The sequence below is a fragment of the Isoptericola sp. GX10416 genome, from assembly GCF_056590155.1.
On record NZ_JBWPVO010000005.1, the window covers coordinates 97,389 to 120,831 of the forward strand.

21 protein-coding genes are annotated in these 23,443 nt (G+C 73.0%); 17 read left to right on the plus strand and 4 right to left on the minus strand.

The features are described 5' to 3' along the window. Positions 1–35 precede the first annotated feature (35 nt). The 3 genes from ACWAT2_RS09770 to ACWAT2_RS09780 all read left to right on the plus strand — a co-directional run bounded on the left by ACWAT2_RS09770 (position 36) and on the right by ACWAT2_RS09780 (position 3,504). Positions 36–1,301 (plus strand): M50 family metallopeptidase, encoded by a 1,266-nt coding sequence (locus ACWAT2_RS09770; RefSeq protein ID WP_402375375.1) that lies wholly within the window; start codon positions 36–38, stop codon positions 1,299–1,301. A gap of 85 nt (positions 1,302–1,386) precedes the next feature. Beyond that, positions 1,387–2,550: a flavodoxin-dependent (E)-4-hydroxy-3-methylbut-2-enyl-diphosphate synthase gene (gene ispG, locus ACWAT2_RS09775; RefSeq protein ID WP_402375373.1), complete on the plus strand. Its 1,164-nt coding sequence runs from the start codon at positions 1,387–1,389 to the stop codon at positions 2,548–2,550. Positions 2,551–2,571: 21 nt separating this feature from the next. Further along, positions 2,572–3,504 carry a GNAT family N-acetyltransferase gene (locus ACWAT2_RS09780; protein WP_402375371.1) on the plus strand — a complete coding sequence of 311 codons (933 nt, stop codon included), beginning with the start codon at positions 2,572–2,574 and terminating at the stop codon, positions 3,502–3,504. Between the two features lie 38 nt (positions 3,505–3,542). On the opposite strand, the gene ACWAT2_RS09785 is transcribed toward ACWAT2_RS09780, so the two are convergent. After that, complete coding sequence (locus ACWAT2_RS09785; RefSeq protein WP_402375369.1) at positions 3,543–4,451, minus strand: Fpg/Nei family DNA glycosylase; 909 nt, start codon at positions 4,449–4,451, stop codon at positions 3,543–3,545. A 49-nt stretch (positions 4,452–4,500) separates the two neighbouring features. Here ACWAT2_RS09785 and ACWAT2_RS09790 point away from each other — a divergent pair, with 49 nt between their 5' ends. Then, positions 4,501–6,348, plus strand: coding sequence for a proline--tRNA ligase (locus ACWAT2_RS09790; RefSeq protein ID WP_402375367.1), 1,848 nt, complete (start codon positions 4,501–4,503; stop codon positions 6,346–6,348). A gap of 24 nt (positions 6,349–6,372) precedes the next feature. Here ACWAT2_RS09790 and ACWAT2_RS09795 read toward each other — a convergent pair whose 3' ends face one another. Then, positions 6,373–7,548, minus strand: a complete 1,176-nt coding sequence (locus tag ACWAT2_RS09795) for a DUF4439 domain-containing protein (protein ID WP_402375365.1) — start codon at positions 7,546–7,548, stop codon at positions 6,373–6,375. A 164-nt stretch (positions 7,549–7,712) separates the two neighbouring features. Here ACWAT2_RS09795 and rimP point away from each other — a divergent pair, with 164 nt between their 5' ends. From rimP to ACWAT2_RS09855, 12 genes are all read left to right on the plus strand, one after another. Continuing rightward, positions 7,713–8,237 carry a ribosome maturation factor RimP gene (gene rimP / locus ACWAT2_RS09800; protein WP_402375363.1) on the plus strand — a complete coding sequence of 175 codons (525 nt, stop codon included), beginning with the start codon at positions 7,713–7,715 and terminating at the stop codon, positions 8,235–8,237. Positions 8,238–8,239: 2 nt separating this feature from the next. Beyond that, positions 8,240–9,280, plus strand: coding sequence for a transcription termination factor NusA (nusA, locus tag ACWAT2_RS09805; RefSeq protein WP_402375361.1), 1,041 nt, complete (start codon positions 8,240–8,242; stop codon positions 9,278–9,280). Between the two features lie 14 nt (positions 9,281–9,294). Then, the gene (locus tag ACWAT2_RS09810; RefSeq protein ID WP_402375359.1) at positions 9,295–9,654 is read left to right on the plus strand and encodes a YlxR family protein; all 360 of its coding nucleotides are present in this window, start codon (positions 9,295–9,297) and stop codon (positions 9,652–9,654) included. Positions 9,655–9,837: 183 nt separating this feature from the next. Continuing rightward, on the plus strand, positions 9,838–12,723 hold the full coding sequence (gene infB / locus ACWAT2_RS09815) for a translation initiation factor IF-2 (protein WP_402375357.1): 2,886 nt from the start codon (positions 9,838–9,840) through the stop codon (positions 12,721–12,723). A gap of 87 nt (positions 12,724–12,810) precedes the next feature. Continuing rightward, complete coding sequence (rbfA, locus tag ACWAT2_RS09820; protein ID WP_402375355.1) at positions 12,811–13,236, plus strand: 30S ribosome-binding factor RbfA; 426 nt, start codon at positions 12,811–12,813, stop codon at positions 13,234–13,236. 1 nt (position 13,237) lies between these two features. Further along, positions 13,238–14,197 carry a tRNA pseudouridine(55) synthase TruB gene (truB, locus tag ACWAT2_RS09825; protein WP_402375353.1) on the plus strand — a complete coding sequence of 320 codons (960 nt, stop codon included), beginning with the start codon at positions 13,238–13,240 and terminating at the stop codon, positions 14,195–14,197. 92 nt (positions 14,198–14,289) lie between these two features. Next, the gene (locus ACWAT2_RS09830) at positions 14,290–15,267 is read left to right on the plus strand and encodes a bifunctional riboflavin kinase/FAD synthetase (RefSeq protein WP_402375351.1); all 978 of its coding nucleotides are present in this window, start codon (positions 14,290–14,292) and stop codon (positions 15,265–15,267) included. Positions 15,268–15,405: 138 nt separating this feature from the next. Next, positions 15,406–15,675, plus strand: coding sequence for a 30S ribosomal protein S15 (rpsO, locus tag ACWAT2_RS09835; RefSeq protein ID WP_402375349.1), 270 nt, complete (start codon positions 15,406–15,408; stop codon positions 15,673–15,675). Between the two features lie 210 nt (positions 15,676–15,885). Further along, positions 15,886–18,156, plus strand: a complete 2,271-nt coding sequence (locus ACWAT2_RS09840) for a polyribonucleotide nucleotidyltransferase (RefSeq protein ID WP_402375347.1) — start codon at positions 15,886–15,888, stop codon at positions 18,154–18,156. A gap of 8 nt (positions 18,157–18,164) precedes the next feature. After that, positions 18,165–19,493, plus strand: coding sequence for a M16 family metallopeptidase (locus tag ACWAT2_RS09845; protein ID WP_402375345.1), 1,329 nt, complete (start codon positions 18,165–18,167; stop codon positions 19,491–19,493). 10 nt (positions 19,494–19,503) lie between these two features. Continuing rightward, on the plus strand, positions 19,504–20,283 hold the full coding sequence (gene dapB / locus ACWAT2_RS09850) for a 4-hydroxy-tetrahydrodipicolinate reductase (RefSeq protein WP_402375343.1): 780 nt from the start codon (positions 19,504–19,506) through the stop codon (positions 20,281–20,283). Then, entirely contained in the window at positions 20,280–20,765 is a 486-nt protein-coding gene (locus tag ACWAT2_RS09855; protein ID WP_402375341.1) for a hypothetical protein, read from the plus strand. Before dapB ends, ACWAT2_RS09855 begins: the two co-directional genes overlap by 4 nt. 28 nt (positions 20,766–20,793) lie before the next feature. On the opposite strand, the gene ACWAT2_RS09860 is transcribed toward ACWAT2_RS09855, so the two are convergent. Then, a complete protein-coding gene (locus ACWAT2_RS09860; protein WP_402375339.1) occupies positions 20,794–22,002 on the minus strand; it encodes an MFS transporter in 1,209 nt (402 codons plus the stop codon). A 116-nt stretch (positions 22,003–22,118) separates the two neighbouring features. Between ACWAT2_RS09860 and ACWAT2_RS09865 the strand changes: the two genes are divergently transcribed. Continuing rightward, on the plus strand, positions 22,119–22,934 hold the full coding sequence (locus ACWAT2_RS09865) for an HdeD family acid-resistance protein (protein WP_402375337.1): 816 nt from the start codon (positions 22,119–22,121) through the stop codon (positions 22,932–22,934). Here the strand turns inward: ACWAT2_RS09865 and ACWAT2_RS09870 are convergent. Continuing rightward, positions 22,927–23,433, minus strand: a complete 507-nt coding sequence (locus ACWAT2_RS09870) for a GNAT family N-acetyltransferase (RefSeq protein ID WP_402375335.1) — start codon at positions 23,431–23,433, stop codon at positions 22,927–22,929. The two genes, ACWAT2_RS09865 and ACWAT2_RS09870, sit on opposite strands and share 8 nt — an antisense overlap. Positions 23,434–23,443 lie beyond the last annotated feature (10 nt).

Genomic DNA, 23,443 nt, shown 5'->3' on the forward strand with positions numbered 1-23,443 from the left:
GCCGTCACCCAGGAACGTCGCCTACCCTGACTGACGTGGACATCCTTCCCGTCGTCGTCGGCATCGTCGTCATCGTGCTCGGCATCCTCGTCTCGATCGCGCTGCACGAGGTCGGCCACATGGTGCCGGCCAAGAAGTTCGGCGTGCGCGTCAGCGAGTACATGGTCGGGTTCGGCCCCACCCTCTGGTCGCGGAAGAAGGGCGAGACCGAGTACGGGCTCAAGGCGATCCCGCTCGGCGGCTACGTGCGCCTGGTCGGGATGATGCCGCCGGCACGTCCGGGCGCCCGGAGCCGGGGCGGCTTCTTCGGCCAGGCGATCGCCGACGCCCGCGACGCCAGCGTCAGCGAGATCCGTCCCGGCGAGGAGCACCGGGCGTTCTACCACCTCTCGACGCCGAAGAAGCTGGTGGTGATGCTCGGCGGGCCGGTGATGAACCTCGTCATCGCCGTCGTGCTGCTGGCCGTGGTGTTCCTCGGCATCGGGATGCCTGCGGCGACGACGACGGTCGCGGAGGTCGGCGACGACTCCGCGGCGGCCACCGCCGGGGTCCGGCCCGGCGACGAGGTCGTGTCGTTCGACGGCGTCCAGGTCGAGGACTGGTCCCAGCTCGTGGGGATGGTCAACGACGCCGCGGGCCAGGAGGCCCCGCTCACCGTGCTGCGCGACGGCGAGGAGCTCACGCTGCAGGTCACGCCGACCCCGGCGGAGCGGCCGCTCACGGACGACGAGGGCTACGCGGTGACGGGCGACGACGGCGAGCCCGTCATGGTCGACGGCGCGCTGCTGGGTGTGTCCTCCAGCGTGGAGCGGCAGCCCCTGCCCGTCTCCAGCGTGCCCGAGGCCGTGTGGCTGCAGGTCTCCGGCACGGCGCACGCGATCGCCACCCTGCCGGTGCGCATCTACGACGCGGCCTACCAGGCGTTCACCGACGAGCCGCGCGCCCAGGACTCGGTGATGTCCGTCGTCGGCGTCGGCCGCGTCGCCGTCGACTACGCCGGGGCGGAGGACTACACGGTGCTGGCCCGCGTGCAGCTCATGCTGATGCTCCTGGCGGCGCTGAACATCGCCCTGTTCATGTTCAACCTCATCCCGCTCCTGCCGCTGGACGGTGGTCACGTCGTCAACGCGCTGTACGAGGGCGCGCGGCGCACCGTCGCGCGCGTCCGGGGCGCCACGCTGCCCGGCCCCGCGGACGTCGCGAAGATGATGCCGGTCGCCTACGTGGTCTTCGTGGTGCTCATCGGCGTGGGGGCGGTCCTCATGGTCGCCGACCTCGTGGATCCCGTCCGCCTCCTGTGAATTTCGTGTGACCGCTCCGTCGGCACGCCGGTGAGGTCCGCCGCCCGCGTGCGTACCACACCCCAGTTCGCGCGATACTGGGAGGGTGACTGCTGTGAACCTCGGCATCCCTGCCGCTCCCGCCCCCGTGCTCGCCCCGCGCAAGAAGACCCGCAAGATCCGGGTCGGCGACGTGTACGTCGGCGGTGACGCGCCCGTCAGCGTCCAGTCGATGACGACGACGAAGACGACGGACATCAACGGCACGCTCCAGCAGATCGCCGAGCTCACCGCCTCGGGCTGCGACATCGTCCGGGTCGCCTGCCCGACGCAGGACGACGCCGACGCGCTGCCGATCATCGCCAAGAAGTCCCAGATCCCCGTGATCGCCGACATCCACTTCCAGCCGAAGTACGTGTTCGCCGCGATCGAGGCAGGGTGCGCGGCCGTCCGGGTGAACCCCGGCAACATCAAGCGATTCGACGACCAGGTCAAGGAGATCGCGCAGGCGGCCAAGGACCACGGCACGTCGCTGCGCATCGGGGTGAACGCGGGATCGCTCGACAAGCGGCTGCTCGAGAAGTACGGCAAGCCGACACCGGAGGCGCTCGTCGAGTCGGCCGTGTGGGAGGCGAGCCTGTTCGAGGAGCACGACTTCCACGACTTCAAGATCTCGGTCAAGCACAACGACCCGGTCGTGATGGTGCGCGCCTACGAGCTCCTGTCGCAGCGCGGCGACTGGCCGCTGCACCTGGGGGTGACCGAGGCGGGGCCGGCGTTCCAGGGCACCATCAAGTCGGCCACGGCGTTCGGCGCCCTGCTGAGCCAGGGGATCGGGGACACGATCCGGGTCTCGCTGTCCGCGCCGCCGGTCGAGGAGGTCAAGGTCGGCCTGCAGATCCTGCAGTCTCTCAACCTGCGCGAGCGCAAGCTCGAGATCGTCTCCTGCCCGTCGTGCGGACGCGCCCAGGTGGACGTGTACTCACTGGCGGAGAAGGTGACCGCCGGGCTCGAGGGCATGGAGGTACCGCTGCGCGTGGCGGTCATGGGCTGCGTCGTCAACGGGCCGGGCGAGGCCCGCGAGGCCGACCTCGGCGTCGCGTCCGGCAACGGCAAGGGGCAGATCTTCGTCAAGGGCGAGGTCATCAAGACCGTGCCCGAGGCGATGATCGTCGAGACGCTCATCGAGGAGGCCATGCGCATCGCGGAGTCGATGCCGGCACCGGAGAACGACACGCAGACCGGCGCGCCGGTCGTCTCGGTGTCCTGACACAGACCTGGAGGCGGAGCGATGGGCTGGCGACCGGCGGTGCGCGACCCGCGCTCCACGCTGTCCGGCGGGTTCCGCCGCGGCCCTGCCGCACGGGTCCTCGGACCGGCGGACCTCGCGGCGGCGCGGCGCGTCTGTGCCGCGGACCCCGTCTCGTCGGTGCTCGCCGCCGCCCGGATCGACGTCGCGGACCGTTCGGGCATCGCGGCGGCGGGCGGTGAGCTGTGGGGCTTCCCGGAGTCGGGCCCCCTGGTCGCCGTGTGCTGGGCCGGAGCGAACCTCGTGCCGGTCGTCCCGGCCTCGCTCGGCCCTCGGACCGTCGACGACGCCGTCGCCGCCTTCGCCGCCGCCGCACGCGTCCAGGGGCGACGCTCCAGCTCGATCGTGGGTGAGCGGGCGGTGGTGCAGCGGCTGTGGGAGCTCCTCTCGCGCGTGTGGCCCGCGCCCCGCGAGGTGCGGATCGACCAGCCCTCGCTGGTGATCGACCGCGATCCGGACGTCGACCCGGACCCGCAGGTCCGTCGTTCCCGCGCCACGGAGATCGACCTGGTGCTGCCCGCCTGCGTGCGGATGTTCACCGAGGAGGTCGGCTATTCGCCGGTCGCCACCGGCGGTGGAGCGTACGCCGCCCGGGTGCGGTCGCTGATCGCCGAGGGACGCTCCTACGTGCGCGTCGCCGAGGAGCCGGACGGTGGCGGGGCCGCCGTCCTCTTCAAGGCCGAGCTCGGGGCGGTCGCCGGGGGAGTGGCGCAGGTCCAGGGTGTCTGGGTGGACCCGGCACGGCGCGGTGAAGGGCTCTCGGTGCAGGGCATGGCCGCCGTCGTCGCCCTGACCCGGCGCGACGTCGCCCCGACGGTCTCGCTGTACGTCAACTCGTACAACGCCCCGGCGCTCGCGGCCTACCACCGGGTGGGGTTCGAACGGGTCGGCACGTTCTCCACGGTCCTGTTCTGAGCCGTGGCAGGCCGGCCCCCGGCCCGGCCGCTCGCCGGTCAGCGCAGGAACTTCGAGGTGCGTCGGTCCGCCAGCACCTGACCTCCGGTCTGGCAGGTCGCGCAGTACTGCAGCGAGCTGTCCGCGAAGCTGACCTCGCGCACGACGTCGCCGCAGACCTCGCACCTCTCGCCGGTCCGTCCGTGCACCCGCATCCGTGACCGCTTGGCGTCCTTGAGCTGGGCCGCCGGACGGCCCGCCGACGCCTCCACGGCCTCGCGGAGTGTCGTCACGGTGGCGTCGTGCAGCGCGGTGACGTCGTCGTCGGTGAACGTCCGCGTCAGCCGGAAGGGGGAGACGCGGGCCGCGTGCAGGATCTCGTCGGAGTAGGCGTTGCCGATGCCGGCGATCACGTGCTGGTCCCGCAGCAGCCCCTTGACCTGCTGGCTGCGCGCCCCCAGCAGGTTGCCGAGCACCGCCGGTGTGAACTCCGGCGACAGCGGCTCCACGCCGAGGGTGCGCACCTGCTCGACGTCCAGGGGGTCGTGGACGACGTGGACGGCGAGCCGCTTGCGGGTGCCCGCCTCGGTGAGGTCGACGCCGCTGCCGTCGTCGAACCGTAGACGCAGCGCCAACGCGGCACCCTTGGACGACCCTCCCAGGCGGGGTCGCACGGGTGTGGTCGGCGCGGAGTCGTGCCACCGCACCCACCCGCCGCGGGCGAGGTGGCAGACCAGGTGCAGCGCGCCGTCGTCCGCCGACGAACCGGCGGCGGGCACGACGGCGAGGTCGAGCCACTTGCCGTGCCGCGTGGCGCCGCTGACCGTCCCGCCGACGAGGGCGTCGACCGGCGGGTCGTGCGTCTTGAGCGCGGCGATCGCCGCGACGTCGGCGGCGGCGACCGTGCGGCCGGACGTCCGTTCGTCGAGGAACCGGGCCAGCGCCTCGACCTCGGGCAGCTCGGGCATGGTCCCAGTGTCGCCGAAGCACCCCGTGCGCGCCGCTAGGCTGGGCCGCATGTCGATCGTGTCCGCCCGCAGCGCCGCTCGCCCCCGCGACCTGCTGAGGCTCTCCTCCCTGTTCGTCCGCACCCTGCGCGAGGACCCGGCCGACGCCGAGGTCGCCAGCCACCGGCTGCTCGTCCGGGCGGGCTACATCCGCCGCGCCGCCCCCGGGATCTACTCCTGGCTGCCGCTGGGACTGCGCGTCCTGGCGAAGATCGAGGCCGTCGTGCGCGAGGAGATGGACGCGATCGGGGCCCAGGAGGTCCACTTCCCGGCCCTGCTGCCGCGCGAGCCGTACGAGACCACCGGGCGCTGGACCGAGTACGGGCCCAACCTGTTCCGCCTGCGGGACCGCAAGGAGGCCGACTACCTGCTGGCCCCCACGCACGAGGAGATGTTCACGCTCCTGGTCAAGGACCTCTACTCGTCCTACAAGGACCTGCCGCTGGCGCTCTACCAGGTCCAGACCAAGTACCGCGACGAGGCCCGCCCGCGGGCCGGGCTGATCCGCGGCCGCGAGTTCATCATGAAGGACGCCTACTCGTTCGACATCGACGACGAGGGCCTGGCGCAGTCGTACGAGCGGCAGCGCGGCGCGTACCGACGGATCTTCGACCGGCTCGGCCTCGAGTACGTCATCGTCTCGGCGACGTCGGGCGCCATGGGCGGTTCCCGCTCCGAGGAGTTCCTCTCGCCGTCGCCGATCGGCGAGGACACCTTCGTGCGCTCGGCGTCGGGCTACGCGGCGAACGTCGAGGCCGTCGTGACGCCGGTGCCGGCCGCGCTGCCGTACGACGACGCCCCGGCCGCGCACGTCGAGGACACCCCCGACACCCCGACCATCGCGACCCTGGTGGACTTCGCGAACGCCCACCACCCGCGTGAGGACCGGCCCTGGACGGCCGCCGACACGCTGAAGAACGTGGTGCTCGCCGTCACGCAGCCGGACGGCGTCCGGGAGCTGCTCGTGGTCGGCGTGCCCGGGGACCGTGAGGTCGACGTCAAGCGGCTCGAGGCCGGACTGGCTCCCGCCGAGGCGGAGCCCGCCACCGACGCCGACTTCGCGGCCCACCCCGAGCTCGTCAAGGGATACATCGGGCCGGGCGTGCTCGGTCCGCAGGGCCAGCAGGTTCCCGACGAGTCCACCGCCGGCGCCGTGACCACGCGGTCCGCGATCCGGTACCTGCTCGACCCGCGCGTGGTCGCCGGGACGCGGTGGATCACGGGCGCCGACGCGCCGGGTCGGCACGTCTTCGACCTGGTCGCCGAGCGCGACTTCACCGCGGACGGCACGATCGAGGCGGCCGAGGTGCGCGACGGCGACCTCGCGCCGGACGAGTCGGGACCGCTGGAGCTGGCCCGAGGCATCGAGATCGGCCACATCTTCCAGCTCGGCCGCAAGTACGCGGAGTCCCTGGGGCTGAACGTGCTGGACCCGAACGGCAAGCAGACCACGGTCACCATGGGGTCCTACGGCATCGGCGTGACCCGGGTGCTGGCCGCGCTCGCGGAGGCCCACCACGACGACAAGGGCCTCGCCTGGCCGGCCCACGTGGCGCCGGCCCACGTGCACGTGGTCGCGACGGGCAAGGGCAGCGAGGTGTTCGACCAGGCCGCCGAGATCGCCGAGGCGCTGGCGGGACGCGGCGTCGAGGTCATCTACGACGACCGTCCGAAGGTATCGCCCGGCGTGAAGTTCAAGGACGCCGAGCTGTTCGGCGTGCCCCTGGTCGTCGTCGTGGGCAAGGGCCTGGCCGACGGCGTCGTCGAGGTCCGGCCGCGGACCGGCGACGCGGACCAGGTGGCGGTCGCCGACGTCGTCGACGTCGTCGCCGCGCGGGTCGAGGAGCTGCTCGCCTGAGCCGTGGACGGCGGGGCGGCACGGTCAGTCGTCCTGCTGCTCCGGCAGTCCGGGGAAGGTGACGGGCTCGGCGCCCCAGGCGTCGAGCGTGACGGCCGACTCCACGAGCAGGTCCACGAGGACCGCCCGGGTGTCGGGCGCCGTCGTGCCGACGAGGCTGGCGTAGTCCGTGGCGAGGCTCTCCTCGACGGACCGCACCACCGCTGCGGACTTGCCCTCCCGCGGCACGGTGTACGCGACCTGACGAGGGTCCTGGTCGGTGCGGCTCGTCCCGGCGACCAGCGCCCACGCCTGGCCACGGGCCGTGTGGGCGGCGGCTCGCTCGGCCAGGCGCTCGCGGGTGTCGCCGGAGGCCCGCGCGGCACGGACCCGCAGCGCGTAGCCCGCCGAGTCCTCCGACTCGATCAGCCTGCGCAGGTCGGCGGCCGTGAGTCCACGTGGCACCACGGCAGGCTCGTCGGAGTCGGGCACCGTGCTGGAGACCCCCTCCTCGACGGACGGCGACGGCGTCGGGTCCTCCTCGCTCGGTGCGGCGAGCAGGGAGAGCGCGGAGGCGCCGCCGTCGTCGCTCGCGCCGTCGTCGCCCTCGGCGTCGTCATCCTCGGCACCGGCGTCTGCCGCGACCGGGTCGGGCTCCGGCACCACCGGCGCGACCGGCGAGGGGACCTGCCCGTCGGTGTAGTCCACGACCCGGCCGGCGGAGACGGCCTGCGCCGCGCCGACCGAGGCGAGCAGCCGTGCGAGCGGACCGTCGGTCGTCGTGCCGGCCGCGGTGCGGCTGCGGCCCGAGGCGTCCACGAGCGCGTCGACGACGTCCTGCGGCACGACCGGTGGCGCCTCGCTGGGAGACGCCACCGGCGTGCCGTCGCTGTTCTCCGGCTCGAGGCCGGAGTCGTACACGCCCCCGAGCTCTGCGGCCTGCTCGCGTGACTGGGTGGCGACGAGCTCGAGCTCGGTGGTGAGCCGGGCGCGTCTGCCGTCGAGCGCCTGCACCGCCGACTCGGCCTGCTCGGCGACGTAGAGGGCGTCCGAGACGGCAGTACGGCGCACGATCTCCACGGAGTCGGGCACGGGCTCGGCGGGCGGGGGAGTCTCGAGCCGCAGCCCGCAGCCCGACAGGAGCACGGCGACGAGCACGCCGGCGGCGGTGGCCCGGCGTCGTCGTCGGTGGACCGGAGCAGGTGCGGGAAGCGGTTCCATCGTGCCTGATCTTGCCACGTCGGGGTGTGACGTTCCTCCACCTGCCGGGGCGGGTCGTTCGGCACGCGAGCGGCACCGCGTTCGTTAGGCTGGACGACGCACGACGTACAACGACACACCGGCCGCGGGACGTCCCGGCGCGGGAGAACCCACGGGAGGCATCCATGGCACCAGAGCGGAGCCATACCTCGGACGAACGCATCGGGTCGGTGGTCTCGCCCGTCGTCGAGGCCGCCGGGCTGCACCTGGAGGACGCGCGCGTCGTGCGGGCCGGGAACCGGTCGATGGTGCGGGTCACGGTGGACCTGCCGGACGACGAGGTCGGGAGCCTGGACTCGGACCGGCTCGGTGACGTGTCGCGGGAGATCTCGTCGACCCTGGACGACACGGACGTGGTGCGCGGCCAGTACACGTTGGAGGTCTCGACGCCGGGCGCCTCCCGCCCGCTGACGGAGCCGCGGCACTACCGCCGCGCCCGGACGCGGACGGTGCGGCTCACGCTGGCCGACGGCGGTACGACGACGGGTCGCCTGCGCGACGTCGTCGAGGCCGGCGACGGCCTGGTGCTGGTGCTGGACGGCGGTGCTCGCGTCCCGTTGTCGGACGTGCGCAAGGGCAAGGTCGAGGTCGAGCTGAAACGGCTCGAGGACGAGGACGCGGGCACGGCCCGCGACGGTGAGGAAGGCTGACGATGGACATCGACATGAGCACGCTGAGGCTGCTGGAGCGCGAGAGGGAGATCAGCCTGGACGTCCTGGTCGAGGCCATCGAGCAGGCGCTGCTCTCGGCCTACCACCGCACGCCGGACGCCTACCAGCAGGCCCGGGTCGAGCTCGACCGCCGGTCGGGCCACGTCACCGTGTACGCGCAGGAGGCGATCCGCACCCCGGACCCCGAGGACCCGGAGGGTCGTGAGCTGGTGGAGCTGGGGCCCGAGTTCGACCACACGCCCGCGAACTTCGGACGCATCGCCACCGCGACGGCCCGGCAGGTGATCGTCCAGCGTCTGCGCGACGCCGAGGACGACCAGGTGCTCGGCATGTTCCGGGGCAAGGAGGGCGAGGTCCTCGCCGGCGTCATCCAGCAGGGGCGTGACCCCCGGGTCATCCTCGTGGACGTCGGCGGCACCGAGGCGGTGCTGCCGCCGCACGAGCAGGTACCGGGCGAGGAGTACACCCACGGCGAGCGCCTGCGGGGCTACGTGGTGGAGGTCTCGCGGGGCATGAAGGGCGCCCAGGTCACGCTCAGCCGAACCCACCCGGGGCTCGTCCGCAAGCTGTTCGAGCTGGAGGTCCCGGAGGTCGCCGACGGGTCCGTGGAGATCACGGCCGTGGCCCGGGAGGCAGGGCACCGCACCAAGGTCGCGGTCCGCTCCAAGGTGGCCGGCCTCAACGCGAAGGGCGCCTGCATCGGCCCGATGGGCTCGCGCGTCCGGGCGGTGATGGCTGAGCTCCACGGCGAGAAGATCGACCTCGTCGACCACAGCGACGACCCGGCACGGTTCGTGGCGAACGCGCTGTCACCGGCACGTGTGAGCTCGGTCACCGTCGTCGACCCCGATGCTCGGGCCGCCCGCGCCGTCGTGCCGGACTACCAGCTCTCGCTGGCGATCGGCAAGGAAGGGCAGAACGCGAGGCTCGCCGCGAAGCTCACGGGCTGGCGGATCGACATCCGCTCGGACGAGGGGGCTGACGAGGCCGCAGCGGCCGCCTCCCCGGGCGAGGACGCCTGAGCTGGTCGAGAGCAATGACCAGTCGCGTTAGACTGACGGGGACCGGGCCGCGCGCCCTGGGCTCGGCACGCCCGCACCATCCCTCGCCGTCGACGGCAGGGCCGGTGCGTACCTGTGTCGGGTGCCGGGCCCGTGACCTGCGGTCGGAACTCCTGCGGCTGGTGATCGCGGCGTCCGACGGCGCACCTCGGGAAGCGACCCGGGTGGTCGTCGACGTGCGTGGGAGCCTGCCGGGGCGTGGAGCCTGGATCCATCCGGACCTCGCCTGCCTGGAGAGCGCCGTGCGACGGCGGGCCGTGCCGCGTGCTCTGCACGCTGCCGCTCCGCTCGACCTCGCGGGCGTCCGGGCATTTCTGGAGCAGCAGGACCGTTGACACCCCTGCGTGGCACAAGCCGCCACGCACGACACGACCGGACGCCATCGTCCGGCCGCACCACGCGTACATCGACAAGGAAGCGGGTCAGAAGCCGATGGGCACCCGATGAGTCCCCAGCGATGAGTACTCGGTACTAACGACGGTCCTGCCTGTTCTCGGTGGGGCCGAGACAGGAGAGATGTGGCGAAGATCCGCGTCCACGAGCTGGCGAAGCAGCTCGGAGTGGAAAGCAAGACCCTGATGGCCGAGCTGAAGGCGTCAGGTGAGTTCGTCCGTTCGGCGTCCTCGACGCTCGAGGCACCGGTCGAGCGCACCATGCGCAGCAAGTTCCAGGGCGCCGGTGGCGAGCAGGGCACGAAGAGCGCCCAGCCCACCCCGAAGAAGCCGGGAGCGCCCAAGCCGGGCGCTCGGAACGCGCCGGCCAAGCCGGCACCGGCAGAGCCTGCCGCCCCGGCGGCCGAGGCGGCCCCGAAGCAGGAGGCCGCGCCGAAGCCCGACGCTGCCCCGCGGCCCGAAGCCGCCCCGAAGCCGGGTGCGACGCGGCCCGACGCCGCCCCGGAGCCGACGCCCGAGGCCGACGCCGCGCCGAAGCCCGGTGCTGCGCCCAAGCCGGGTGCGGCGCCGAAGCCTGGTGCCGCACCCAAGCCGGGTGCCGCGCCGAAGCCCGGCTCCAAGCCTGGCGGTCAGCAGCGTTCCGGCGGTCGCGGTGGTCAGCCGCGCCCCGGCAACAACCCCTACGCCTCGAAGCAAGGCATGCAGCGCTCCGGCTCGCCGCGACCGGGGAACAACCCCTACGCGTCGCAGCAGGGCATGCAGCGTCCGCAGCGTGGCGAGGCAGCCCCGGCCCAGGGTGAGCGCCCGGGTGGTCCGCGTCCGGGTGGTCCTCGCCCCGCGGCGCCGCGTCCGGGCGGGCCTCGTCCCAACCCGGGCATGATGCCCGGCAAGACCAGCATGCCGCGTCCGGGCGAGCGCCCGGCAGCCGGTGGCCGCGGTGGCGGCGGTGGCCGTGGCCGTGGTGGCCAGGGCGGCGGTCCCGGTGGCCCCGGTGGTGCACCCGGCGGCGGGCGCGGAGGCTTCCGCCCCGGTGGCGGTGGCGGGTTCCGCGGTCGTGGCGGTGCCGGTCGTGGCAGCACGCAGGGTGCGTTCGGTCGCGCCGGCGGTCGTCCCGTCCGGGGGCGCAAGTCGAAGCGGGCGAAGCGCCAGGAGTTCGAGCAGATGCAGGCGCCGTCGCTCGGCGGCGTCAGCGTCCCGCGCGGCAACGGCAGCACCACGGTGCGTCTGCGCCACGGTGCGTCGCTCAACGACTTCGCCGACAAGATCGACGCGAACCCGGCCTCGCTCGTCACGGTGCTGATGCACCTGGGCGAGATGGCCACGGCCACGCAGTCCCTCGACGAGGACACATTCGCGACGCTGGGCGTCGAGCTCGGCTACCGGATCGAGATGGTCTCCGCCGAGGAGGAGGACCGCGAGCTGCTCGGGTCCTTCGACATCGACCTCGAGGCCGAGGAGGCCGGCGAGGACGACGCGGACCTGATGGCTCGACCGCCGGTCGTGACCGTCATGGGTCACGTCGACCACGGTAAGACGAAGCTCCTCGACGCCATCCGGTCCACCGATGTGGTGGCCGGTGAAGCGGGCGGGATCACCCAGCACATCGGTGCGTACCAGGTGCACACCGAGCACGAGGGTGCCGACCGTGCCGTCACGTTCATCGACACCCCGGGTCACGAGGCGTTCACCGCCATGCGTGCCCGTGGTGCCAAGGTCACGGACATCGCGATCCTCGTGGTGGCCGCGGACGACGGCGTCATGCCGCAGACGATCGAGGCGCTGAACCACGCCCAGGCGGCCGACGTGCCGATCGTGGTCGCGGTCAACAAGGTGGACAAGGAGGGCGCGAACCCGGACAAGATCCGGCAGCAGCTCACCGAGTACAACCTGGTGGCCGAGGAGTACGGCGGCGAGACGATGTTCGTCGACGTCTCCGCGCTGCAGCGCCAGGGCATCGACAGCCTGCTCGAGGCCGTGCTGCTCACCGCGGACGCGGCGCTCGACCTCCGGGCCAACCCGGAGAAGGACGCCCGTGGTGTCGCGATCGAGGCGCACCTGGACAAGGGTCGCGGTTCCGTCGCGACCGTGCTCGTGCAGTCCGGCACGCTGAACGTCGGCGACGCGATCGTCGCCGGCACGGCGCACGGCCGGGTGCGCGCGATGTTCGACGAGCACGGCGAGTCCGTCCGGCAGGCGGGCCCGGCACGTCCGGTCCTGGTGCTGGGCCTGGCGTCCGTGCCGGGCGCCGGTGACACTTTCCTGGTGGCGCCGGACGAGCGCACGGCCCGTCAGATCGCCGAGAAGCGCGAGGCGGCCGAGCGTGCCGCCCTCCTGGCGAAGCGCCGCAAGCGCATCAGCCTCGAGGACTTCACCAAGGCGCTCGAGCAGGGCAAGGTCGAGACCCTCAACCTGGTCCTCAAGGGCGATGTCTCCGGTGCCGTCGAGGCCCTGGAGGACGCGCTGCTCAAGATCGACGTGGGCGACGAGGTGGACCTGCGCGTCATCCACCGCGGCGTCGGCGACGTCACGCAGAACGACGTGAACCTGGCCACGGTGGACAACGCCGTGATCATCGGCTTCAACGTCCGCTACGGCGAGCGTGTCGAGGACCTGGCGGAGCGCGAGGGCGTCGACGTCAAGTTCTACTCGGTCATCTACCAGGCGATCGACGAGATCGAGGCAGCGCTCAAGGGCATGCTCAAGCCCGAGTTCGAGGAGGCGAAGCTCGGCAGCGCCGAGATCCGCCAGGTGTTCCGTTCCTCGAAGTTCGGCAACATCGCCGGTTCGATCGTCCGGTCCGGCACGATCAGGCGAAACACGAAGGCGCGCGTCCTGCGCGACGGCAAGGTCGTCGGTGACGACCTGAACGTGGAGTCGCTGCGTCGCGAGAAGGATGACGTCACCGAGGTCCGCGAGGGCTTCGAGTGCGGTATCGGTCTCGGGTCGTTCAACGACGTCACCGAGGGCGACATCATCGAGACCTTCGAGATGCGCGAGATCCCGCGCGACTGAGGTCCGCACGTCCGACGGCGTCCCGCCCGTCCCGCTGATCCCGGCGGTGCGTGCGGGACGCCGTCGGCGTCACGAGAGGGAGTACGGATGAGCGAGAACCCACGGGCCCGCAAGCTGGCGGACCGCATCAAGGAGATCGTCGCGCAGCTGCTCGACACGCGGATCAAGGACCCGCGGCTCGGGTTCGTCACGGTCACGGACGTCCGTGTCACGGGCGACCTGCAGCAGGCCGCGGTGTTCTACACGGTCTACGGCGACGACGAGGACCGGCTCGGCACGGCGGCGGCGCTCGAGAGCGCCAAGGGCATGATCCGGTCCGAGGTCGGCAAGCAGACGCAGACGCGCCTGACGCCGAGCATCGAGTTCCACCTGGACTCGGTGCCGGAGACGGCCGCGCACCTCGACGCCGCCCTGCTCGAGGCACGGCGTCGCGACGCCGAGCTGGCGGCGTTGCGAGAGGGCAAGGAGCCGGCCGGGGAGGCCGACCCTTACCGCACGGCTGACGACGACTGACGTGGCCGAGCAGCGCCCCCGGCCGCCGCGCCGGCCCACCGCGGCTGACGGCTTCCTCGTCGTCGACAAGCCCGCCGGCCTGACGAGCCACGACGTCGTCGGCCGGTGCCGGCGGCTGGCCGGGACGCGCAAGGTCGGCCATGCCGGGACGCTCGACCCGATGGCCACCGGCGTGCTCGTCGTCGGCGTCGGCCGGGCGACCCGCCTCCTGACGTACGTGGTGGGGGCCGACAAGGCCTACGACGCGACGATCCGGCTGGGCGTCGGCACCACCACGGACGACGCCGAGGGTGAGGTGGTCTCGACGCCCGGGGTCGGTGCCGGGATCGACGGTGCCGACCTCGACCGGGAGGTCGCGGCCCTGACCGGGGACATCCAGCAGGTGCCGACCACCGTCAGCGCGATCAAGGTCGACGGTCGGCGCGCCTACGACCGCGCCCGTGCCGGCGAGGACGTCGAGCTCGCGGCCCGTCCGGTGACGGTGAGCGCGTTCGACGTCCGTGCCGTGCGTCCGGGCGTGACGGCGGACGGCACCTCGGTGGTGGACCTCGACGTGAGCGTCGTGGTCTCCTCGGGGACCTACGTGCGCGCCCTCGGCCGCGACCTGGGCACAGCCCTCGGCACGGCCGGGCACCTCACCGCGCTGCGCCGCACACGGGTGGGCGGCTACGGGCTGGCCGCCGCGTGCACCCTGGCCGAGATGGAGGCGCAGGCCGATGCCGACGGCGTCCTGGCCACCCTCACGCCGGCCGACGCCGCACGGGTCTCGTTCGAGGTCCGCGAGCTGACGGCGGCCGAGACGACGGCGCTGGGCTACGGCCAGTGGGTCGCCCCCTCGGGTGCGGAGGGGACGCAGGCCGGGATCGGTCCCGACGGCACCCTCGTGGCGCTCCTGGAGGACACCACGCGACGGGGCGAGCGCCTGGCGCGACCGGTCCTGGTGCTGGCGCCGGCCGGCTGACGGTCCATCTGCCCTGCGGCACGTGACTATCCTGGTCCGTCGGTGTCACCCGCGGCGCCCCCACGAGATCCCGAGCGAGGAGCACGATCGGCGTGCAAGTGTTCACGGACCTGGACCAGGTCCCCGACGGCTTCGGACCGTCGGCCGTCACGATCGGCAACTTCGACGGCGTCCACCGCGGCCACCAGGCGGTCCTCGGGCGGCTGGTGCGGCTCGCGCACGCCGACGGCCTCGCTGCCGTCGCCGTGACGTTCGACCCGCACCCCGCCGTCGTGCACCGTCCGCAGGCCGCTCCGGAGCTCCTCACCGGGCTCGCCGACCGGCTGGACCTCCTGGCGGCGACGGGGCTCGACGCCGTGCTGGTCATCCGGTATTCGCTCGGGTTCGCGGCGCAGGGCCCGCAGGAGTTCGTCACGCGGTACCTCACCGAAGGTCTCGGCGCCCGCAGCGTGGTCGTCGGCCACGACGTCCGGTTCGGTCGCGACAACGCCGGCACGCTGGCGACGATGGTCGAGCTCGGCGGTGAGCACGGGTTCGAGGTCGTGGCGGTCGACGACGTGGGCGAGTGCCTCCCGGAGTCGGCCGGCGCACGGCAGCGCTGGTCGAGCTCGGCGGCGCGTGCCCTGCTCGCCGAGGGTGACGCCGCCCAGGCCGCCGACGTGCTCGGCCGCCCGCACCGGGTGCGGGGGACCGTCGTCCACGGCGACGCGCGCGGACGCGAGCTCGGCTTCCCGACCGCGAACCTCGGCGGGATCGCCGGGATGGTGCCCGCGGACGGCGTGTACGCGGGCTGGCTGCGGCGCCCCTCGCTCGCCGCGGAGGAGCCCGGCCACCCCGACGTCCGGCTGCCGGCGGCGATCTCGATCGGGACCAACCCGACGTTCGACGGGGTCGAGCGACGCGTCGAGGCGTACGTGCTCGACCGCACGGACCTGGACCTGTACGACGAGGAGGTCGTCCTCGAGCTCGTCGAGCACCTGCGGCCCACCCTGCGGTTCGACGGGATCGAGCCGCTCGTGAAGCAGATGCACGACGACGTCGCGCGAGCCCGGTCGGTCCTCGTCGCCTGAGGCGGTGACGCCGGTCACCCGGCCCGGCGAGCGGGCCCCGCGCTGCTACGATGAGCGGTGCCGTAGTTCGGCCGCGGATCCAGAGCGCCCCGGTGAAGAAGTCCCGGAGCACCGCGCAACGACACCAGAGGGAGAGCCATGCCGCTCGACGCTGCCACCAAGCAGTCCATCATCACCGAGTACGCGACTCACGAGGGCGACACCGGCTCGCCCGAGGTGCAGATCGCGCTGCTGACGCAGCGCATCAACGACCTGAACGAGCACCTCAAGGAGCACAAGCACGACCACCACTCGCGTCGTGGCCTCCTGCTGCTCGTCGGCCAGCGCCGCCGCCTGCAGGGCTACCTGCAGAAGATCGACATCGTGCGCTACCGCGCGCTCATCGAGCGCCTCGGCCTGCGCCGCTGACATCACCTCGCCGGCCCGGCCCTCTCGCAGGGGCCGGGCTGGTCTGGTGTGATGTCCTGGTAAGACACCCACACCGCGCCGCCGGGCCGTCGTCCGGTCCTCGGTAGTGGCCCCCCGAACCGCCCGGTACGTCCGGTGTGCGGGTTCCGTGGGCCTCGATCGAAGACCGTCGCTCGGATGGCGGCGCCTTCGAGAATCAGGAGGGCACCCGTGGAGGGTCCCGAGATCACTTCCGCCGAGGCCGTCATCGACAACGGCCGCTTCGGCACCCGCACCATCCGTTTCGAGACGGGCCGGCTGGCCCGTCAGGCCGCCGGCGCCGTCGCGGCCTACCTCGACGGCGACACGATGCTGCTGTCGACCACCGCCGTCGGTAAGCACCCCAAGGACCACTTCGACTTCTTCCCGCTGACGGTGGACGTCGAGGAGCGGATGTACGCCGCCGGTCGCATCCCCGGGTCGTTCTTCCGTCGCGAGGGACGTCCGTCCACCGAGGCGATCCTCACGTGCCGCCTCACGGACCGCCCGCTGCGCCCGCTGTTCGTCAAGGGGCTGCGCAACGAGGTCCAGATCGTCATCACGGTCATGGCTCAGCACCCGGACGACGCCTACGACGTCCTGGCGATGAACGCCGCGTCCGCGTCCACGCAGATCTCCGGTCTGCCGTTCTCGGGCCCGGCCGGCGCCGTGCGCATCGCGCTCGTCGACGACCAGTGGGTCGCGTTCCCGAAGCACTCCGACAAGGAGCGCGCCGTCTTCGAGATGGTCGTGGCGGGCCGCAAGGTCACCACGGCCGACGGCAGCGACGACGTGGCCATCGCGATGATCGAGGCCGAGGCCACCGACGACGCCTGGAACCTCATCCGTTCCGAGGGCGCCACGGCGCCCACCGAGCAGGTCGTGGCCGAGGGTATCGAGGCCTCCAAGCCGTTCATCGCCGCGCTGTGCGACGCCCAGATCTCCCTGGCGCAGCAGGCCGCGAAGGACGTCCAGGAGTTCCCGCTGTTCCCGGAGTACGCCGACGACGCGTACTCAGCGGTCGAGTCGGCCGTGTCGGGCACGCTGCGCGACGCGCTGTCGATCGCCGACAAGCAGGAGCGCGAGGGGCGTCTCGACGAGATCAAGTCGCAGATGCTCGGCGAGCTGCAGGCGGGCTTCGACGGCCGCGAGAAGGAGCTGTCGGCCGCCTACCGCTCGCTGCAGAAGCAGCTGGTGCGTCAGCGCGTCCTCACCGAGGGCGTGCGCATCGACGGTCGTGGGCTGGCGGACATCCGCACGCTGTCGGCCGAGGTCGAGGTGCTGCCCCGGGTGCACGGCTCGGCGCTGTTCGAGCGCGGCGAGACGCAGATCATGGGCGTCACCACGCTGAACATGCTGCGCATGGAGCAGCAGATCGACTCGCTCGGGCCGGTCACGCGCAAGCGCTACATGCACAACTACAACTTCCCGCCGTACTCGACGGGCGAGACGGGTCGCGTCGGCAGCCCGAAGCGTCGCGAGATCGGCCACGGCGCGCTCGCCGAGCGTGCCCTGGTACCGGTCCTGCCGAGCCGCGAGGAGTTCCCCTACGCGATCCGCCAGGTCTCCGAGGCACTCGGCTCCAACGGGTCGACATCGATGGGCTCGGTCTGCGCCTCGACGCTCTCGCTGCTCAACGCCGGTGTGCCCCTGAAGGCCCCTGTGGCGGGCATCGCGATGGGACTCGTCTCCGACACGGTGCCGTCGGGCGACGGCGAGGAGGTCCGTTATGCGGCGATGACCGACATCCTGGGTGCCGAGGACGCGTTCGGCGACATGGACTTCAAGGTCGCCGGTACCCGCGAGTTCGTCACGGCGATCCAGCTCGACACCAAGCTGGACGGCATCCCGGCGTCGGTCCTGACGGCCGCGCTGGGTCAGGCGCGCGACGCGCGCCTGACGATCCTGGACGTCCTCGCCGAGGCGATCGACGTGCCGGACGAGATGTCGCCGAACGCACCGCGCGTCATCGCCGTCAAGGTCCCCGTGGACAAGATCGGCGAGGTCATCGGGCCCAAGGGCAAGATGATCAACCAGATCCAGGAGGAGACCGGCGCCGACATCTCCATCGAGGACGACGGCACGGTCTACATCGGCGCGACCGACGGCCCGTCGGCCGAGGCCGCGCGCGCGGCGATCAACGCGATCGCCAACCCGCACGTGCCGGAGGTCGGCGAGCGCTTCGTCGGCACGGTCGTCAAGACGACGTCGTTCGGTGCGTTCATCTCGCTCTCCCCGGGCAAGGACGGGCTGCTGCACATCAGCCAGCTCCGCAAGCTCGTGGGCGGCAAGCGGGTCGAGAACGTCGACGACGTGCTGTCCATCGGCCAGAAGATCCAGGTCGAGATCGGTGAGATCGACCCGCGGGGCAAGCTCTCGCTCGTCGCCGTCACCGAGGACGACGAGAAGGCCGAGGCCGCGACAGGGGCCGACGAGCAGTCCGAGCCGCAGGGCGAGGCCTGATCGACCGTATGAGCCAGCACCTCCCGCTCGTCGGAGCGGGCCAGCCCGGTGCCGAGCTGACCGCCGGGCAGGACGGCGCGACGATCCGTCGCAGCGTCCTGCCCGGCGGTGTGCGTGTGCTCACCGAGCACATGCCAGGGCTCCGTTCGGCCACCGTCGGGGCCTGGGTCGGGGTCGGTTCGCGCGACGAGACCGACGGCCACCACGGTTCCACGCACTTCCTCGAGCACCTGCTCTTCAAGGGCACCCGCACCCGCTCCGCGCTCGACATCGCCGAGGCGTTCGACGCCGTCGGCGGCGAGGCGAACGCCGCCACCGGCAAGGAGTACACCTGCTACTACGCGCGGGTGCTCGACGACGACGTCCCCATGGCGATCGAGGTGATCGCCGACATGGTCACCTCCGCGCGCCTCGACGCCGACGAGCTCGAGACCGAGCGTGGCGTCATCCTCGAAGAGATCGCGATGACGGACGACGACCCGGGCGAGGTCGTCCACGAGGAGTTCGCCGCGGCGGCCCTCGGCACGCACCCGCTCGGCCGCCCGATCGGCGGGACCCCCGACACGATCCGCGCCGTGCCTCGCGACGCGGTGCTGGAGCACTACCGGTGGCACTACCGCCCGGAGACCCTCGTGGTCGCCGCGGCCGGCGGCGTGGACCACGACACGATCGTGCAGCAGGTCGGTGACGCGCTCGTGGCCGGCGGGTGGGACCTCGATCCGGCGGGCCTGCCTCGTGGGCGTCGGTCGAGCGCCCCGGACGCCGTCGGCGTGCCCGCCGCCGGCGTCGAGCTGACGATCCGCCGGCAAGTCGAGCAGGCCAACGTGATCGTCGGCGGCACCGGGCTCAGCGCCTCCGACGACCGGCGGTTCGCCTCCACGGTGATGCACGCCGCACTCGGTGGCGGGATGTCGTCCCGGTTGTTCCAGGAGATCCGGGAGAAGCGCGGCCTGGCGTACGCCACCTACTCGTTCGGGCAGGGGCACGGCGGGCTGGGGCTGTTCGGTCTCTACGCCGGATGCGCCCCCGGCAAGGTCGACCAGGTCACCACGCTGATGGTGGCCGAGCTGGAGCGTCTCGCGGCCGACGGCATCACGGACGCCGAGCTCGAGCGTTCCGTCGGTCAGCTCTCCGGCGGCATGGTCCTCGGCCTGGAGGACTCCGGGTCGCGCATGAGCCGGCTGGGCCGCGCGGAGCTCGTGCTCGGCGAGCTCGTGACGGTCGACGAGTCGTTGGCACGCATCCGTGCCGTCACCGCCACCGACGTGCGGGAGCTGGCCGCCGATCTCGCGTCGCGCCCGCGCTCGGTGGTGCGTGTCGGCCCCTTCGGAGAATGAGGAGACCATCGTGAGCACCAGCAGCACCGTCCGTGTGGCGGTCATCGGCGCCGCCGGGCGCATGGGCGCCCAGACGTGTGCCGCCGTCGAGGAGGCGGACGGCCTCGAGCTCGTCGCCCGCCTGGACGCGGGGGACGACGTCGAGGTCGGGGTCCGGGACGCCGGCGCGGACGTCGCGGTGGACTTCACGGTCCCGGCGGTGACGGAGGCCAACGTCCATGCCGCCCTGGACGCCGGGGCCCACGTGGTGGTCGGTACCACCGGGTGGGACGACGCGTCCCGAGGCCGGGTGGTGGAGCACCTCGAGCGGCTGGACGCCGAGGGCACCGGTGGGGGGCTCGGGGTGCTCATCGCACCCAACTTCGGGCTCTCCGCGGTGCTCGCGATGACGTTCGCGGCCAAGGCGGCGCGCTACTTCGAGTCGGCCGAGGTCGTCGAGCTGCACCACCCGGACAAGGTCGACGCGCCCTCCGGCACGGCCCGCCACACCGCCGCGGCGATCGCTTCCGCCCGGGCCGACGCCGGGCTCGGCCCGTCGCCCGACGCGACCCAGGACGGCTGGGACGCACGGGGTGCGGACGTCGACGGCGTCCGGGTGCACGCGGTGCGGCTGCGCGGGCTGGTGGCACACGAGGAGATCCTCTTCGGCAACGCCGGTGAGCAGCTGACGATCCGCCAGGACTCCTTCGACCGGGCCAGCTTCATGCCGGGCGTCCTGGTGGCCGTTCGCGAGATCACCTCTCGGCCCGGCCTGACCGTGGGCCTCGAGAACGTGCTGGACCTGTCGTGACCGACGGCGGCGCTCCGGAGGGCGTCCGGCGCAGGCTGCCTCGCGGGCTGGTCGGCGCGCTCGCCGTCACCGCCCTCCTGGCGCTGTACGTGGTGGCGATCGCGGAGCGCGGCGCAGCCATGCTGGGCAGCGGCGAGCCGCTGCTGATCGGCATCGGCCTCGCCGTGCTGGTCATCCCGCTGCTGGTGATCGGGCTCGTCGCCCGTGAGTTCTGGCTGGCCGCACGCGTGCAGCGCATGGCTGACGAGCTGGCGGCGGACGGCCAGCTCCCGGTGGACGATCTTCCGCGCTCTGCGGGCGGCAGGATCGACCGGGCGGCCGCGGACGCGGCGTTCGCGCAGTTCCGGGACGCGGTGGACGCCGCGCCGAAGGACTGGCGCACCTGGTATCGCCTGGCCTTCGCCTACGACGCTGCGGGGGACCGCCGTCGTGCGCGCGCCGCCCTGCGGCAGGCCTCGGCGCTCTTCAGGCCGCGCGACTGACGCCGGCAGCCCTCCTGTGCCCGGCGGGCTACCGCCCCGGGTCGGTCCCGACCGCCGCCGGGTCCTGCGGGAACGCGCCGCGCGCCACGAGCACGACGACGCACGCCACGGCGACCACGCCCGCACCCGTCAGTGCCAGCACGCTGCCGCCAGGACCGGCCACGACGCCGGCCCCGAGGGCGGCCCCGAGGCCGATGCCGAGGTTCGAGGTCCCGTTGACGAACGCCCCGGCGACGTCCGCCGTCGCGCCCTGCGTGCGCAACGCCGCCGCCTGGAAGGTCGCGGGGATCGCCCCGAACGCGGCGAGCCACACGCCGCCGGCCACGAGGACGCCCACCGGCTGGGGCAGGACCAGGGCGAGGACGGTCAGCGAGCCGACGATCGTGGCCATCGCCGTGATGGTCAGGGCGCGGGGCGTGCGGTCCAGGTAGCGGGCCGCCGCCCACAGCCCGACGAGCCCCAGTGCGCCGAAGAGCAGGAGCACGGGACCGACCGCCGCCTCGGACAGCCCGGTCGCCAGCAGCAGCACCGAGACGTAGGTGTACACGGTGTAGTGCCCGCCGAACAGCACCGTGTTGGTGCCGACGACGACGCCCAGCCGCCGGCGTCCCTGGCGGGCGGCCGAGCGGTCGCGAGCCGGCGGCGGGCCGACGTCGACCGCGGGCAGCAGGCGTGCCACCAGCACCGCCGTGAGGGCGCAGACGCCACCGAGCAGCGCGAACGACCAGCGCCAGCCGACCGCCGTGCCCAGCGACGTCGAGAGCGGCACGCCCAGGACGAATCCCATCGTGCCGCCGGCGGTGACGAGCGTCAGTGCCCGGCCGGTGTACAGCGGACCCACGAGGCGGGCGGCGTACGCGATCGACACCGAGAAGAAGACGGCGTGGCCGATCCCGCCGATGGTGCGTCCGGCCGCCATGACGGCGTAGGTCGGGGCGACGGCGACGAGCAGGTTGCCGGCCACGTAGGTGGCGAGCGTGACCAGGAGCAGCGGCTTGCGCGGGAACCGTTGCGTGGCCAGGGTCAGCGGGACGGCACAGACCGCGACGACGAGGGCGTAGACGGTGACGAGGAGCCCGGCCGTCGACTCGGAGACGCCGACGCCGCGGGCGAGCTGCGGCAGCAGGCCGACGGGCAGCACCTCGGTGGTGATGGCGACGAAGTTCGCCACCGCCAGGACCGTGATCCCGCCGGCGGCGTCGCGGACGGTGCGGGTGGAGGAGGCTGACGGCGGCACCGACTCATCGTGTCATCCTCACCGGCCGCCGCTCCCGCGCACGCGCTGCCGTGCACGGACGCGGGAGCGCTCGTAGCCTGAGCGCAGGTCAGCAGTCGACGACGAGAGGATCGCGCATGGCGCCCGACGACGGGGAGGCCGGGACGCAGGACGGCGCCGGCGGCACGTTCCGCAACCCGTTCCGACGGGTCTGGTGGCTGCCCGTGGTCCGCGGGATCGCCTTCGTGGTGCTCGGGCTGCTGCTGATGATCGAGCCGCTCGGTGAGCTCGAGGTGCTGCGGTTGCTCGTCGGCGCGTTCCTCGTGCTCGACGCGGTGCTGGTGGTGGTGCAGTGGTTCGTGCACCGCCGTCAGGTCGGCTCGGCGTGGTGGCTGGCGCAGGCGGGCGTCAACGTCCTCTTCGGCGTGGCCGTCGCGTTCTGGCCCGACCTGGAGCCGACGCCGCTGTACTACGTCCTGGCCAGCTGGGCGATCGTGCTCGGGATCGTCACCGTCGTCGGGGGCGCCGCCCTGGCCCGCAACCGTGACCTCGGCTGGCCGTGGATGATCACGTTCGGCCTCACGGCGGGTCTCTTCGGTCTGCTGCTCGTCACCCGCCCGCTCGACCTGCTGGACGTGCTGCGGCTGGTGACCATCGTGTTCGCGCTGTTCGCCTTCGTGGCGGGCTCGATCCACCTGGTGTCCGGGTTCGCGGTCCGCTCGGTCTCCCGCGAGCTGTGGGGGCTGCGAGAGCAGGCGGAGCGGGTCGGCGCCGTCGTGACGGGCGGCTCGGTGCTGGGCTCCGCGAACCCGCAGGCCGCCCCGGCGGCGGTGGCCGGGCCGGCGTCGCGGGGGACCACGGACGGTCCGCCGTCCGTCTCGACCCCCGTGGACGACACGACCGGGGGCGACGAGCCGCGGGAGACGCCCGGAGGTGCCGGCAGGGTCAGATGACCGCCGACCAGCGGCGCTCGACGACGTCCCGCGCGCCGGTGGCGAGCGCACGGTCGACGCCGTCGGGACCGAGGCCGGACGAGGACAGGAAGCGTTCGCGGCCCTCGTCGCCGTCGAGCACCCAGGTGACGACCTCCTGCGAGCCGTCGGTGCGCAGCCGGTCGACGGCGGCGGCGAGCAGTCGGGACCCGTGCCCGGCGAGCCGGTGGTCCGGGGCGACCTCCAGGGCCATGACCTGTCCTGGGCCGACGGCGGCGAAACCGACGACCCGCGGTCCGTCCAGCGCGACGAGCACGGCGAAGCCCGGCCCGGGCGGCCGCGAGATCGCGTCCGTCCACCGCTCCACCATGGTCTGCTCGTCGAGGGCGTCGACGGCGTCACCGAGCGTGTCGGCGTGGGTCGCCCGCCAGGCCTCGACCTGGACCCGCGTCACCGCTTCCTCGTCGCCGGGGACTGCGGGGCGGACGGAGACGTCGGCGGTCTCGCGGAACAGTGCCATGGGCACCACC